Here is a 14597-nt window from a genome sequence, read left to right as displayed (position 1 = left end):
ATAAATAATTAGGTCCATCCTCAGAAAACACATTAAAAGTTGCATGTCTCCCTCCCACCCTATATACTATAAACATCATGAAACATAGTATATAGGGAGGCTTTCACAATCATGGATGATTTAAGGAGACTTGAACGTGATTTTCCAACATTTACTTTTAAAACTGCGCGAGAATACGGACTATCAAAAGATCAAATTCGGAAGTTATCAACCGATGGGGCTATCGAAAAGGTTGACCGTGGTATTTATGTTTTTCCCGGCTATCTACTTGATGAATTTAGCTTAATCAGTCAAAAATTCTCTCGTGGTATCTTGTCATTAGTTAGTGCCTTGATTATTTATGATTTAACTGATGAAATGCCGCTGCATTATGATGTGACTTTTCCACAAGGCTATCACCCAAGCTCGTCAGCTATCACCAAATACCATCTCAATGCGCGCTACCTTTCAAAGAATCGTTATTTACTTGACATCACAACCCGCCAAACCGAAAATGGCGGTACGGTTAATGTCTATTCTAAAGAGCGAACATTACTCGATGTTTGGGAATCAAAGCAACTCCAACCCTACATCAAAAATGATGCCCTACAAAGATATTTGGCCAGTTCACCTGCTGCAGCACAAATCAGAGCATTAACTGAGCTCAAAAACAACTTATATCCTAACAGTACGTTACTAAAAGTAATGGAGGTTTATCAACAATGACAGAAGTGGATAAAATTTTACCACAAATCAGCAAACGTGCTCGTGAACTAGGCTATAATATTCAACATTTTCAGAAACTATTTTTTCTAGAACATTTTTTAAAGCAGATTTCTGAATCTGATTATGGCCATTACTTTGTGCTTAAAGGTGGATTTGAAATTCAAAGTTTAGTTGGAATTGAAAACAGGATGACTCAGGATTTAGATGCAATCTATATTGGACCAACTTTACAACCAAATCGATTAAAAACCATCCTCAATGAAGTTTTTGAAAAATCCGATGATTATATCGGCTTTAGCATTAAGTCAATCGTGCAAAAACAACTTGATGATGATTATCCTGGAATTCGGGTTACTTTATTAGCCAAAATGGGTAAAAGCAAAATCAACGTCAAATTAGATATTTCCAAAGGTAACCACTACGAAACAATTCCAATCACGCTTAACCATAAAAGTATTTTAAATAGTGATGAATCATTTAAAATTTATGCCATTCCAGTCGAAAAAATATTAGCGGATAAATTATCTGCGTTTCTAAATCATGGTATGCTAAACACTCGAGCTAAAGATTTATTCGACGTTTACTCATTATCGATACTCTATCAACAGGATATCCAGCAAACACTTCTAACAAAAGAATTTTTCAAGAGTGCTGCATTTGACCACATTCCAACGAAAACCGTTGAGCATCGCGTTTCTGAAATTAATGCCCTATCTAATTCTGAAAGTCTATGCACTTCATGGCAACAATACCGCCGACAATACGACTATGCAAAGGAACTTGACTATACCACAGTACTTGAAACACTTCTCAATCTAACCAAGAAAATTAAAGATTAGTATCAAGATTCAAAAGACTTACCACATCACGTTCCTAGCCATCAAGCGCTTGCCTTGTTACACTATATCCTGCCATTATTTGATATTTTTGCCAAAAAAAGCACCCGTCCGCAGACAGGTGCTTTCTCATATAGCCAGAAAATGTTGTTATACCAACGTTTTTGGATAATATTAACGTTTTGAGAATTGTGAAGCTTTCCGGGCTTTCTTCAAACCTGGCTTCTTACGTTCCTTCATACGAGCATCACGAGTTAAGAGACCCGCGCGCTTCAAAGGAGTACGGAAATCTGGGTCAACTTCGAGCAAAGCACGAGCGATCCCATGACGAGTTGCGCCGGCTTGACCATGGAAGCCACCACCATTAACGTTAACTAAAACATCATATTGATCAGTTGTTTCAGTTACTTCGAATGGTTGTAACAATTCCTTGCGAATATCTGCAAATGGAATGTAATCTTCAACAGATTTGTCATTCATAACAATTTTACCAGTACCTGGTACTAAGCGTACGCGGGCTACTGAATCTTTACGACGGCCTGTGCCGCGATATTGTACTTGAGCCAATGTAGTTTCCTCCTTAGATTAAGTTAGTGATGTCCAAAACTTCAGGCTTTTGCGCTTGTTGCGTATGTTCTGCACCAGCATAAACATGCAACTTCAAGCCCATCTTGTGGCCTAAAGAGTTGTGAGGAAGCATACCCTTAACTGAAGTTTCAATCAATTTAGTAGGTTCCTTTGCTAAGAAGTCACCGGCAGTCCGTTCCTTTAAACCACCAGCATAAGCAGTATGATGATAATAAATCTTCCGTTCTGCTTTCTTCCCAGTTAAAGCGACCTTGCTTGCATTAATAACGATAACGTTATCACCAGTATCCACGTTAGGGGTAAAGGTAGGTTTGTTCTTACCACGCAAGATTGATGCGACGACAGTCGAAAGACGACCCAAAGGTACATCGGTTGCATCAACTACATACCATTTACGATCAATTTCACCTGGTTTAGCCATATATGTTGTACGCACGTTGTGTTCCTCCATTTTCTGTGTTTGTTTGACACTCAATAAGATTTCCGGGGCTTATCGTGGGGCAAACAATACCAACGATTAGTTTACCTAACTTAGCCATAGAAGTCAATACTTAATCAAATCTGCTTGTAATTCATTTTGTTCATAATACACTTTTTTCATATAAAGTCCAGCCGCTGGTGCCGTTCCGCGAGCTTGTTCACGATTCTTAGTCGCTAGCAAGGCTGGAATACAGTCGACTGCGCGGCGGCCTTGCCCGATTTCCATCAGGACGGCCACCATGATACGCACCTGGTTATATAAAAAGCCGCTGCCACAAAATTCGAATTGAATCTCATCTTCATCCGGTAGCGCCCACGCTTTGGCAGAATAAATCTCTCGTACGTGATCATGCGCTTGCGACCCGGATGCCACGAAGGTCGAAAAATCATGGCGTCCTTCTAGATCACCAATCGCCTGTTGAATCCGCTCAATGTCGGCATGAAATTTGAAGTGTCCCGTATAGTGGCGTTTAAACGGGTCGACAAATTCATTCTGGTAGGCCCGATAGCAGTAGCGCTTGCCAACGGTATCGTAGCGGGCATGAAAGTCCGGCGCCACGATTGACACAGCTTTGATAATCATGTCCGTGGGCAGCATACTGTTTAATCCCCGTCGGACCCCCTCCGGCTTGATTTCATATGGCAAGTCAAAATGTAGCGTTTGGCCAAAGGCGTGTACGCCGGCATCCGTCCGCCCAGCACCATAGATCACAATCGGTTCGGCCGGGTCCTTCGCCATTTTATTGACCGCCTTCGTCAGAACTTGTTCGACCGTCCGTTGGTGTGGTTGGCGTTGAAATCCTGCAAAATTAGTTCCGTCATACGCTAAAACAACTTTATAACGCGTCGTCACAGTATCCCTCCATCATTTAAAAACGTGGGCCGCCATCGTCTGACGCCCACGTTGAACTGACTTATTTTAGGCTCGTAAAAAGACCAATACGACCGTTAATACCGCAAAGCTCACGGTCGCCCAAGTGTCACGAGCATGCCACTTGAGAATTCGATACTTGCTGCGGCCTTCGCCACCCTGATAACCACGGGCTTCCATGGCCGTAGCTAAATCTTCAGCCCGGTTGAATGAGCTGACAAATAGTGGAATCAGTAGTGGCACGACAGCACGCATTTGTTGAAAAATATTGCCTTCACCGAAATCGACACCTCGCGCACGTTGGGCATTCATGATTTTCTCAGTTTCGTCCATCAATGTCGGCACGAAGCGTAACGCAATTGAGAGCATCAGTGCCACTTCATAGACTGGAAACCGCACTACCCGCAATGGCATCAGCAGATACTCGATGGCATCCGACAATTCCAGCGGTGGCGTCGTCAACGTCAAGAGCGTGGACATGAAGATGATCAGCACGAACCGGAAGAAGATGTAGACCCCATTGACGAGTCCAAACTGGCTAATGGTAATAATGCCCCATTTGAAATAAACGTGTCCCCCACTGGCACTGAATAGGATCTGCAAAATCACCGTGAACAAAATCAGCCAAATCAATGGTTTAACCCCATTGATGAAAAACGACCATTTGACACCTGACAAATAAATCGCAAACAGCGTAAAGGCAAACAACACCGCGTACGTCAGCCAATTATTGGCGATAAAAATGATCCCGATAAAGTAAAAACTCAGTAACAACTTGGCGCGCGGGTCCATGTGGTGGACCACTGACTCGCCGGGAATGTAGCGCCCAAAAATCAATTTATTCATCATGGGTCGCCACCCCCTTCGCTAAGGCGGCCGGTGGTAATTGTTGCATCAAATCGTGCGCCAATTCATCCTCCGTCAGTGGCAGCGTATCAAACTGCCAGCCTTGTGCTTGCAAAGTCCGGGCAAAGGCAGTCGTCTTCGGTAATCCTAATTGATGAGCCGTCAGCCATTCGGGGTCTTTAAAAATATCCCGTGGCGTGCCGGTCTTCACGATTTTTCCCTGGTCCATGACGATGACGTTATCCGCGTAATTAGCAACGTCGTCCATCTGATGGGTGACCAATACGACCGTCAAATCCCGCTCATGGCGCAGTTTGGCAAACATTTCCATCATATCCAAGCGTCCTTGGGGGTCCAAACCGGCAGTCGGTTCATCGAGCACCAGCACTTGGGGCTGCATTGCTAAAACACCAGCAATCGCGACCCGTCGCATTTGGCCACCTGACAGGTCAAAAGGTGACCGCGACAATAGTGATTCATCCAGGCCAACCAAATCAAGCATTTCAGCGGCGGTTTTCAAGGCATCTGCCTCACTGACGCCAAAGTTCTGGGGGCCAAAGGCAATGTCTTTTTCAACCGTCTCTTCAAACAGCTGACTTTCTGGAAATTGAAAAACGATGCCCACGTGTTGCCGAAGTCGCTTCAAATCCTTGTTGCTGGTAGTTGGTGTAATCACTCGTTCACCAATCGTCACGGTCCCACTAGTGGGTTTCAGTAAGGCATTCAAATGTTGCAGCAAGGTCGACTTGCCACTACCGGTATGCCCAATCAGCGCCGTATACGAACCGGTGGGAATCGTCACGTTGATGTCACTTAGCGCCTTAGTTTCGAACGGCGTACCCGGTTGGTAAGTAAAATCTACTTGTTTGAACGTAATTGCCATAACCAGTCCGCCATTCCTTTCTCTGTTAAATAATTGGTGGGCACTTGTAAGCCTTGACGTTTCAATGCCGCTTTTAGCCGTTCCGCGTACGGCATATCGAGTCCCATTTTGATCAATGCTTCACCGTGTTGGAAGATTTCAGCGGGCGTGCCTTCTTCCTTCAATTGGCCATCATTGATAACCAGCACGCGGTTGGCACTCGCCGCCTCGTCAATATCATGTGTGATCGATAGCACGGTCAATTCCGAATTGGCCTTCATCTCGCGAATCGTTGCCAGAACTTCTTGCCGTCCGCGGGGATCCAACATCGAAGTGGCTTCGTCCAGAATCAAAATCTGTGGTCGCGCCGCAATCATCCCAGCCAGTGCCACCCGTTGTTTTTGACCACCAGACAGCCGGGCCGGTTCCCGGGTCGCGAAGTCTTGCATGTTGACTTGAGTCAGCGCCGTTTTAACACGGGTCAGCATCTCTGGGCGTGGAATCCCTTGATTTTCCAAGCTAAAGGCAACATCGTCTTCCACCGTCGCCCCCACGAACTGGTTATCCGGGTTTTGGAAGACCATCCCGATTTCTTTACGAATATCCCAGACGGTGTCTTCAGATAACACTTGCCCGTCGATTTTAATCGTACCCGCTGCTGGTGCGAGTAAGCCGTTCAGGTTCTTAGCCAGTGTCGACTTACCTGAACCGTTATGGCCGACAATGGCGACCCACTCACCCGGCATGACTGTAAATGAAATATCATGTAACGTTAACTGGTCCGCTGCCTGTTGCGGGTAGCGATAATCTAGATGTTGAACGTCAATAATCGGATTCACCATTGTCCCTCATTTCCTTAAAATTCATGGTTATTATCATACCATATCTCACGCGCGTTGGTTTAAGCAAACCTCACACAGACCTACTTTAAATCACTCGTCGGGCCAAATTTATAGCCGTCATCGCCAAATAGCGTGAATTTCTTCTTCAGATTATCAGAAACGTACACCTTCTTGTCCTTGGTAATAAAAATAGCGCCGATTCCTTGGTCTGCTTTACTATTGATGTACTTCATGCCGCTGCGCAAGCCTTTATCAAACGTGGCCGTCGACAGCGCATCGCCATCAACTGACTTTTTCGAAATGATCGAGACACCCATCAAGTTATTCTGATAAGGCGCACCGGTTTGCGGATCCATCAAATGGCTGTAAACTTTACCATTCTTTTTCAGGTAACGCTCGTAAATACCGGAAGTCACGATCGACATATTCTTAGCCGGTAACGAGCCAATCGCCGTGCCCCGTGATGCTTTCGGGTCTTGAATGCCGACCGTCCAATTGCCAGACTTAGTGCCCTTTGGACTGTCACCTAAGACATAAATATTACCCCCAAGGTCAATAATAGCCGTAGAAACGCCGTGGTCCAGCAAGTAAGTCTTCACTTGATCAGTCATGTAGCCTTTCGCAATGCCGCCCAAGTCAAGCTGCATCCCCTTTTTCTTCAGGTAAACCGTCCGTTTTTTATCGTTCAATTTAACTTGGCGATAGTCGACCAGTTTGACGTTGGTCGCAATTTCTTGTTTCGTCGGCACCTTCGCATCCGAAAAACCGATGTGCCAGAGCGACGTGATTGGTCCAATGGCTAAATCAAAGGATTCATCCGAATTTTCACTGTAGTAATAGGCTGCTTTGATCATCGGATAGATGTCCTTGCTAACGGTGACCGGGTGCTTACCAGCAGCCGCGTTGATTTTGTCGATTTCGGACCCTTTTTGATTGACCGTAATCTTTTTAGCTTCAGATTTCAGCAACTTAAAAGCACCGTCCAAAACCTTGTCTTTCCCTTTATTATAAATCCGTAGCGTCACCACGGTCCCCATCATGAACTGGGTATCTTCGATCGGTGTCTTGATCACCTTGGTTGGCTTCGGCCGACTGCTAGCGTTTTTTTGTTTACTGGAAGTGATTCCACAAGCAGACAGCGGTAAAATCAGTACCGCAATTAACCCAATTTGAATCCATTTTTTTAGCTTCATGCCCAATACTTCCCCTAGTTTATAATTTCAATCGTCATTATACCAAAAATTGTCCTAACATTTATACCAAAATTGACGCCATCCGGTGATGCGGATTCAGTGCCGCGACCCTTTTTAAGGTCAAATCGAGTTCAGCCTTCACCAGCTATGTCGTCTGATTTCGGTTGAGTAAAACAAAAGGCCCTCAGCATGCGCCTCAGGCCTCAAAAATTTAATCGTTAACTTGCTTATTCAGAGAAAATCATGTTGTCAACCGTGATTGTGTTAGTGTCACCCTTTTGTGCGGCATTTTGTAATTGTTCCGCATAAAGAATGAAGGTGTTGGATGATTCAGTCGCACCCGTCACAACGTCAACCTTAGTTGGATCACTGCTCTTGACCAAGGACTTGTTCAAAGCTGGTTGATAAGTCTTAGGATTGGTCTTAGCAACCTTCTTCATCTGCTTGTTGTAAGCAGCATCGTCAACTTTGGACTTGCCGTTCTTATTAACTTGGTTATATTCAGACTTAGTAATCTTGTTGTCCTTGACCGTGATGGCAAAGGTAACTTTATAACCATGTGAGTAGTTCTTTTCGTTCAGCTTGTAAGTGCCATCCTTCATCTTAGCGCCATTGTCGATCTTGATGGTAGACTTGTTACCCGCTTGCGCAGCTTGAACTAATTGTTGCGTGTAGTTTTGGAACGTCTTGGAAGATTCCGTAGCACCCGTAACAACGTCGATGGAACCAACGTTACCAGTTGCAGCGGAGCCGGTCAACGTCTTGTTCAACTTAGGCATGTAAGTCTTAGGGTTGGTACCGGCGATCTTCTTCATTTGCTTGTTATATGAAGTATCGTCAACCTTGGACTTGCCGTTCTTGTTCACTTGGTCATAACTGGACTTTGTGATTTTCCCCTTATTGTTGACGGTGATGCTCATCTTAGTGCGGTAGCCATGTGAATAGTTTTGTTCTTCGAGCGCGTAAGTACCCGCTTTCATTTTGCTGCCGGCGGTTAATTTAGCAACCTTCGTTGTCTTAGCTGAAGAACTTGAAGAAGATTTCTTCGATGAACTTGAGCTTGAACTAGAAGAGCTGCTACCACAACCTGCTAAAGCTAATGCGGAGATTGCCACAACCGAGGCACCCGTAATAACTGATTTGATTTTCATGATATCCCACTCCTAACCTTTTTTGTATGAAAATTCACATTAATCTTAACGTTTTACCTGCAAATAGTCAATCCTATTTCATTAAATAAATGATATTTAGTCCCAGTATTGACGCATTTGGTAACGTTTTAGGTCATAACTATCATACCACTTTTTCTGGGTTCCATATAATGTGATTTATTATTCATTCTATCCCATAATCCATAGACAACCGCTTACATTATCGTTATAATTGTTAGTGGAATTATCTTTTTACACTATTTATTCAAGGGAGTTGTTACGCAATGGCAAAGAAAAATATTGTCGTTGTCGGTGCGGGGTTTGCTGGCGTTTACGCAACCAAAAAACTGTCCAAGCATTTTAAGAAAAATCCGGACGTTGAGATTACGTTAATTGACCGACATTCATACTTCACGTATATGACTGAATTACATGAAGTTGCCACGGAACGGGTGGAACCTGAGCATATTCAATATGATTTGCAACGGTTGTTCGCACGACGCAAAAATGTCCGTTTAGTTACGGATACGGTTACCGGCATTGATAAGGATGCCCAAACGGTCACAACTGAGCATGGGAGTTATCAATATGACCAACTGCTCATTAGTCTTGGTGGTGAATCCAATGATTTCGGCACGCCAGGGGTTAAGGAACACGGCTTTGAATTGTGGTCCTTCGAACAAGCGATGGCTTTGCGGTCACATTTATCAGCAATTATTCGGCGGGGCGCGGCAGAGCTCGACCCTGCAAAACGCAAAGCGATGTTGACGTTCACCGTCTGTGGTTCCGGATTCACGGGGTCTGAACTGATTGGTGAACTGATTGAATATCGGGACGTCTTAGCACGGGACAACAAGCTCGACCCGAGCGAGATCACCTTACAATTAGTGGAAGCCGCCCCAACCATCATCAACATGCTCAATCGGACGCAAGCTGGTAAGGCTGAAACCTACATGAAGAAGCATGGTGTGGATATCATGACCAATTCCATGATTACGGAAGTCTTCGAAGACCACGTCAACTTAAAGGGCAAAGATCCGATTCAGACTTATACGTTGATTTGGACAGCCGGTGTGCGGGCCAACAGTATTGTCAAGAAGTTCGGTATCGAAACCAATCCACGGGGTGGTCGGCTGGTCGCCAACGAATTCATGCAAGCTAAGGACAGCGATAACATCTTCTTAGCTGGTGATTCAACGAGTTACCAAGAACCTGACCAACCACGCCCAGTCCCACAAATCGTTCAAGGGGCTGAAGAAACTGCGGCTAAAGCGGTCGAAGGTATCATCAAGAACGTCGACAAGACCGATGTAACGATCAAGCCATTCAAAGGCGCTTATCAAGCATCCGTTGACTCGATTGGTTCTAAGTATGCCGTGGCTCAAGTCCTCGGCAAGTGGAACGTTTCAGGCTTTGTTGCCGTTCTATTGAAGCACGCGATCAACTGGTTGTATTATGTTCAGATTTTCTCTGGCTACTACCTATTCCAGTACTTCATGCACGAATTCTTCCGGACACGCAACAACCGGAACGTCTTCCGCGGCTGGGTCTCACGTGCCGGTAACGTCCTCTGGAGTGTGCCATTACGGTTCTTCTACGGCGCAATGTGGTTGTGGGATTGCTGGACAAAAGTTCAGGGTTCTGAATCGTGGTTCACGGACAAGTTACGTTTACCGTTTGCCTGGCTGCAAGCTGCCGCAACTAGTGGCGCTTCCGAAGCAACTAAGGCGGCTGCAACCAGTGGGGCCTCAGAAGCGGCTTCATCGACTGCCACAGCGGCTAAGGGTGTCTTCAGTCTTTCCTATATGTATGGTAAGGAACCACTGATGGTCTTTGATAAAATGCCACACTGGTTCGAATCAATCACCAAGTTCTTCGTACCAAACATGCAAATGGCGCTCTTCTTCCAGAAGTTTATGACCTGTGTTGAAATCGTCATCGCCCTTTGCATCTTCTTCGGACTATTTACTTGGTTTGCCAATGCAGTCACCATCGGCTTAGTCGTTGTCTTCTGCTTATCTGGCATGTTCTACTGGGTCAACATCTGGATGGTCTTCGTCGCACTCGCTTTGATGAACGGGTCTGGTCGGACATTTGGTTTGGACTACTGGGTCGTTCCGTGGATACAAAAGCACCTTGGGCACTGGTGGTACGGCAATGTTCGTTCCCATTACGACGGTGTTAAAACCCGCTAGATGCGTTATAATTAATTAAATCCTTTCCCGATGGTTCGAGGGTGATTATTTTCCCTTGAACCATTTTTTACGTGACTGATTGGAGGGTTGACGATGCGTAAATTACGGGCAATGATCCGAACGTTCAAACGCTACGGGGATATGATCAAACCGTTTGATATCATTATTATTGTTGCGTTGATTATCCTATCGTTCACCCCACTAGCGATTTTTTCATATCAGCAAAAACAGCAGGCCGACCGCGCAGCCTTAGTCGCCAAAAAGCAAAAAAAGACCAAGCAGCAAACGACATATACCGCCGTCGTTTCACACGATGGTACGGTCCTCAAGCGCGTCAATATTACGAAGCTGAAACGGACGACGACCTTCACGTATCGTGACAGTCATGGTCATTACAACACCATCACTTTTGTCCCCAAGCGGGTCGCCATCACGAAGGCCAACTGTTCTGATCAAGTTTGTGTGCGCCGGGGCTGGATTCATAAACCTGGCCAGACGATCGTTTGTTTGCCACACAAACTCTTGGTCGAGATCAAGTCCAGCAATGGTCACGTCAAATCAGGTGGCAACGGGCTAGTTACGGAGTAAAGCATGCATAATTCATTTGAACAATCGAATAAAACTCATCGCAATATTTATATTGCACTGCTCGTCGCCCAGGGGGTCATTATTGGGATTCTGGAACGGATGATTCCCTTCCCGTTTGCCTTCGCGCCGGGTGCCAAACTGGGACTGGCTAACCTCATTACGATCGTCGCCATCTACACGCTTTCGTTACGAGATGTCATCACCCTGACTTGGTTACGGCTGATTTTAACGGCCCTGATTGGCGGCACCCTGTCGACCTTCCTGTATAGCTTTGGCGGTGCGTTTCTCAGCTTGTTCGCGATGCTAGCTGTGAAACAACTGGGGCCACGACGCGTAAGCATCATCGGTATTTCAGCGACCGGGGGCGTCATGCATAACGTGGGCCAACTGCTCGTCGCAAGTCTCATCGCGCAGACTTGGACGGTGATGCTATACCTGCCGATACTATCGATTATCGGCTTGGCAGCTGGTATCGCACTGGGTATCGCAGCCAATTACTTGTTCACGCACGTGACGACGCTTCGTTATCTCAGATTCAATCGGGAACACTTCTCAGGTCAAAAAAAGGAGTAACATTTTATGCCATCGACAACGCAATTACATCCAATTTGGCGAGATTATCCGGCGCTGCAGCCTGAATTGCAAGACGTCATGCAACTGATGACGACGAACATCAACATCCCGGATAAAGCCATCAATGACGCCATTTTGGCAATGATTCATGGGGGTGGTAAGCTCCTCAGGCCAGCTTACTGTCTCCTATTCTCACAATTCAAGCCGACCGACCGCCAACGTATGGTTGCACTCGCCGCCTCACTAGAGACATTGCATACCGCCACACTGATCCATGATGACATTGTGGATGATGCAGCGCTGCGGCGACACCATGTCACGATTCAAAAACAGTTCGGTAAGGATACGGCCGTGTACGCGGGTGATTACCTGTTCGTGGTCGTCTTTAAAATCCTAGCGCACTACTCGAGTAGCTTTAAGAGTATTCAGCTTAACTCGGAAAACATGGAAAAGATTCTGATGGGCGAGGTCCAACAAAAGGATCGCCACTATCACGTTGACATTACTATGGCGGAATACCTGCAACAGATTCAAGGTAAGACGGCGGAACTGTTCGCATTGAGCTGTTTCTTAGGCGCCTATGAATCTGGTCAAAGTCAGCGGTTCGCACAGCGGGCCCGCCAAGCAGGACTTGCAATCGGGATGGCCTTTCAGATCTTAGATGACATTTTGGATTACCAAGAAAGTCCAGCTGAGACGGGTAAGCCAATTCTCGAAGACGTCGCTGAGGGCGTGTATACATCGCCTTTGATCTATGCCCTCCAGACAGACGCCAAGGCCGATTTATTGCCGTTAATGAGCTTACAAGGGGCAATCACGCCTGCTCAACGCCAACGGGTCCAGCAACTTGTCATTGATGCTGGTGGCGTAAAACGCGCACAGGAATTAGCGACTAAGTACACGCAGGAGGCCCTCACTTTACTAGAAAAGCTCCCAGACCAGCCAGCCAGAACTGACTTGATCAACTTAACGCGGCAACTGCTGAATCGCCATAATTAGCCTCCAATACGGCTGTCGTAAGCATTCAGCGCTGGCACTGATCTGAGGGACCAATTCAACTTCAGCACTTCGACTTGCAACGCTAGTAACATAGCGTTACGTCCCAGGGCTAACTAAGCGTGACACGTTGGTAGCAGCACCGTCAATGTATCCTCGATTTATAGGCGGTCTCATGTCACCACTGAATCACATTGACAAAGACTGGCTCTTCACATCTTCATCTGTGCAAATCTCAAAATCGCCTTCTCAGGGTCTCATTCGAGACTGGAGAAGGCGATTTTTTCGTCGGATCAAAAAAGGCCGTTGACCCGGAAAGCATCCAGATCAACGGCCTTGTAACTAGCACCAAAAAAAATCACTTAGAACTGCGATATGCCATCTATGTCTAACCATAAACAACTTCCGAACTAGACTTAGTTGCTATTCTGCAAGCAACCACCATCATAGCGTCCGTCAATCATCAGTCCCAGTGATCCGTAAAACAATTTTAACTAGTCAACGAGTTCCAAGACAACCATTTGTGCACCGTCGCCACGACGAGGCATAGTCTTGTAAATTCGAGTGTAACCACCATTGCGGTCAGCGTATTGAGGACCTAAGTCACTAAATAGCTTTTGCAATGCAGTTTGTACAGCCACGTTGTCGCCATCTTCTTTAACATCGGCAACGACGTCACGCATGAACGTAGCGGCCTTACGACGGGCGCTTAAATCACCCTTCTTAGCCAATGAAATCATCTTGTCAGCAGTTGAACGAACTTCCTTGGCACGGGCTTCGGTCGTTTCGATCTTGCCGTTAACGATCAATGACGTGGTCAAATCACGTAATAATGCACGACGTTGTGAACTTGTACGTTGTAATTTACGGTAACTCATGAACGGATATCCTCCCTTGTATTAGTCTTCTTTGCGTAATGATAACCCAAGGTCAGCTAATTTTGCTTTAACTTCCTCGAGTGACTTGCGTCCAAGGTTGCGAACCTTCATCATATCAGCTTCAGTTTTGTTAGTTAATTCTTGGACCGTATTGATACCAGCACGCTTCAAGCAATTGTATGAACGGACGGAGAGATCTAACTCTTCAATCGTCATTTCTAACATCTTTTCCTTATGCGTTTCTTCCTTCTCGACCATCACATCAGTGTTTTTAGCTTCATCAGTGAGATTTACGAAGATTGAAAGGTGATCAGTCAGGATTTTGGCTGATAGACTAATGGCTTCACTTGGAGTGATTGAACCATTTGTCCAAACGTCTAAGGTTAACTTATCGAAATCATCACGTTGACCAACCCGAGTCGTTTCAACTTGGTAGTTGACACGTTCGATTGGAGAATACAATGAATCAACAGCTAAAACGCCAATTGGCATGTCATCTTCACGATGTTTGTTATCCTCAGCGGAAACATAACCACGACCAGTATTTGCGGTCATACGCATATGGAAGTGTGCCCCGTCTGCTACAGTACAAATTGGCAAGTCAGGATTTAAGACTTCTACATCAGCATCGCCAATGATATCACCGGCAGTTACGTTTGCAGGTCCCTTAACGTCGATTTCCAACGTCTTGGTTTCGTCTGATTCTAACTTAAGTGCAATCTTCTTAACGTTCAAGATAATTGCCGTAACGTCTTCCGTTACGCCTTCTACCGTTGAAAATTCATGAAGAACACCATCAATTTGAATACTAGTAACAGCAGCGCCAGGTAAAGAAGAAAGAAGAATCCGACGAAGTGAATTCCCTAAAGTTGTACCATAACCGCGTTCGAGCGGTTCTACAACAAACTTACCATAGTTGTCGTTTTCATCAATTTTATGAATGTTAGGTTTTTCAAATTCAATCATTCTTATCTTTTACCCCTTTCAAAACGC

The 14597-nt window shown here is 45.5% G+C and carries 16 protein-coding genes; 6 read left to right on the top strand and 10 right to left on the bottom strand.

The window, feature by feature from the left end; translation table 11 throughout:
- Positions 1 to 111 precede the first annotated feature (111 nt).
- Together KGF70_RS04685 and KGF70_RS04680 are read left to right on the top strand one after the other, a co-directional pair.
- Positions 112 to 705, top strand: a complete 594-nt coding sequence (locus KGF70_RS04685) for a type IV toxin-antitoxin system AbiEi family antitoxin domain-containing protein (RefSeq protein WP_050338964.1) — start codon at positions 112 to 114, stop codon at positions 703 to 705.
- Complete coding sequence (locus KGF70_RS04680; protein WP_216767705.1) at positions 702 to 1544, top strand: nucleotidyl transferase AbiEii/AbiGii toxin family protein; 843 nt, start codon at positions 702 to 704, stop codon at positions 1542 to 1544. The genes KGF70_RS04685 and KGF70_RS04680 overlap by 4 nt, the downstream gene beginning before the upstream one ends.
- Before the next feature lie 171 nt (positions 1545 to 1715).
- On the opposite strand, the gene rpsI is transcribed toward KGF70_RS04680, so the two are convergent.
- The 8 genes from rpsI to pplA all read right to left on the bottom strand — a co-directional run bounded on the left by rpsI (position 1716) and on the right by pplA (position 8374).
- On the bottom strand, positions 1716 to 2108 hold the full coding sequence (gene rpsI / locus KGF70_RS04675) for a 30S ribosomal protein S9 (protein ID WP_003638099.1): 393 nt from the start codon (positions 2106 to 2108) through the stop codon (positions 1716 to 1718).
- Between the two features lie 13 nt (positions 2109 to 2121).
- The gene (gene rplM / locus KGF70_RS04670) at positions 2122 to 2565 is read right to left on the bottom strand and encodes a 50S ribosomal protein L13 (protein ID WP_003638098.1); all 444 of its coding nucleotides are present in this window, start codon (positions 2563 to 2565) and stop codon (positions 2122 to 2124) included.
- Between the two features lie 108 nt (positions 2566 to 2673).
- Positions 2674 to 3462, bottom strand: coding sequence for a tRNA pseudouridine(38-40) synthase TruA (truA, locus tag KGF70_RS04665; protein ID WP_216767704.1), 789 nt, complete (start codon positions 3460 to 3462; stop codon positions 2674 to 2676).
- 66 nt (positions 3463 to 3528) lie between these two features.
- Positions 3529 to 4329: an energy-coupling factor transporter transmembrane protein EcfT gene (locus tag KGF70_RS04660; protein ID WP_216767703.1), complete on the bottom strand. Its 801-nt coding sequence runs from the start codon at positions 4327 to 4329 to the stop codon at positions 3529 to 3531.
- Positions 4319 to 5209 carry an energy-coupling factor ABC transporter ATP-binding protein gene (locus KGF70_RS04655; protein WP_101873885.1) on the bottom strand — a complete coding sequence of 297 codons (891 nt, stop codon included), beginning with the start codon at positions 5207 to 5209 and terminating at the stop codon, positions 4319 to 4321. The genes KGF70_RS04660 and KGF70_RS04655 overlap by 11 nt, the downstream gene beginning before the upstream one ends.
- Positions 5185 to 6027: an energy-coupling factor ABC transporter ATP-binding protein gene (locus tag KGF70_RS04650; RefSeq protein ID WP_162985067.1), complete on the bottom strand. Its 843-nt coding sequence runs from the start codon at positions 6025 to 6027 to the stop codon at positions 5185 to 5187. Before KGF70_RS04650 ends, KGF70_RS04655 begins: the two co-directional genes overlap by 25 nt.
- A gap of 83 nt (positions 6028 to 6110) precedes the next feature.
- Positions 6111 to 7223: an FAD:protein FMN transferase gene (locus KGF70_RS04645; RefSeq protein ID WP_050338970.1), complete on the bottom strand. Its 1113-nt coding sequence runs from the start codon at positions 7221 to 7223 to the stop codon at positions 6111 to 6113.
- Between the two features lie 227 nt (positions 7224 to 7450).
- Positions 7451 to 8374 carry an extracellular electron transfer flavoprotein PplA gene (pplA, locus tag KGF70_RS04640; RefSeq protein WP_050338971.1) on the bottom strand — a complete coding sequence of 308 codons (924 nt, stop codon included), beginning with the start codon at positions 8372 to 8374 and terminating at the stop codon, positions 7451 to 7453.
- Positions 8375 to 8658: 284 nt separating this feature from the next.
- Here pplA and KGF70_RS04635 point away from each other — a divergent pair, with 284 nt between their 5' ends.
- The 4 genes from KGF70_RS04635 (at position 8659) to KGF70_RS04620 (ending at position 12729) form a co-directional block, all read left to right on the top strand.
- Positions 8659 to 10569, top strand: coding sequence for an FAD-dependent oxidoreductase (locus tag KGF70_RS04635; protein ID WP_216767702.1), 1911 nt, complete (start codon positions 8659 to 8661; stop codon positions 10567 to 10569).
- A gap of 93 nt (positions 10570 to 10662) precedes the next feature.
- Entirely contained in the window at positions 10663 to 11157 is a 495-nt protein-coding gene (locus tag KGF70_RS04630; RefSeq protein ID WP_216767701.1) for a NusG domain II-containing protein, read from the top strand.
- A 3-nt stretch (positions 11158 to 11160) separates the two neighbouring features.
- A complete protein-coding gene (locus KGF70_RS04625; protein ID WP_216767700.1) occupies positions 11161 to 11730 on the top strand; it encodes a Gx transporter family protein in 570 nt (189 codons plus the stop codon).
- Between the two features lie 6 nt (positions 11731 to 11736).
- A complete protein-coding gene (locus KGF70_RS04620; RefSeq protein WP_216767699.1) occupies positions 11737 to 12729 on the top strand; it encodes a polyprenyl synthetase family protein in 993 nt (330 codons plus the stop codon).
- Positions 12730 to 13220: 491 nt separating this feature from the next.
- Here KGF70_RS04620 and rplQ read toward each other — a convergent pair whose 3' ends face one another.
- Both rplQ and KGF70_RS04610 read right to left on the bottom strand, forming a co-directional pair.
- Complete coding sequence (gene rplQ / locus KGF70_RS04615) at positions 13221 to 13604, bottom strand: 50S ribosomal protein L17 (RefSeq protein WP_003638087.1); 384 nt, start codon at positions 13602 to 13604, stop codon at positions 13221 to 13223.
- A 21-nt stretch (positions 13605 to 13625) separates the two neighbouring features.
- On the bottom strand, positions 13626 to 14570 hold the full coding sequence (locus KGF70_RS04610; RefSeq protein ID WP_003638086.1) for a DNA-directed RNA polymerase subunit alpha: 945 nt from the start codon (positions 14568 to 14570) through the stop codon (positions 13626 to 13628).
- Between the last annotated feature and the right edge of the window lie 27 nt (positions 14571 to 14597).

Origin of the sequence: Lactiplantibacillus sp. 7.2.4, from assembly GCF_018991185.1 — a bacterium.
Lineage (GTDB): Bacteria > Bacillota > Bacilli > Lactobacillales > Lactobacillaceae > Lactiplantibacillus > Lactiplantibacillus pentosus.
Note: the sequence above shows the minus strand (reverse complement) of the source record. Positions and strands in the feature narration are given on the sequence as shown.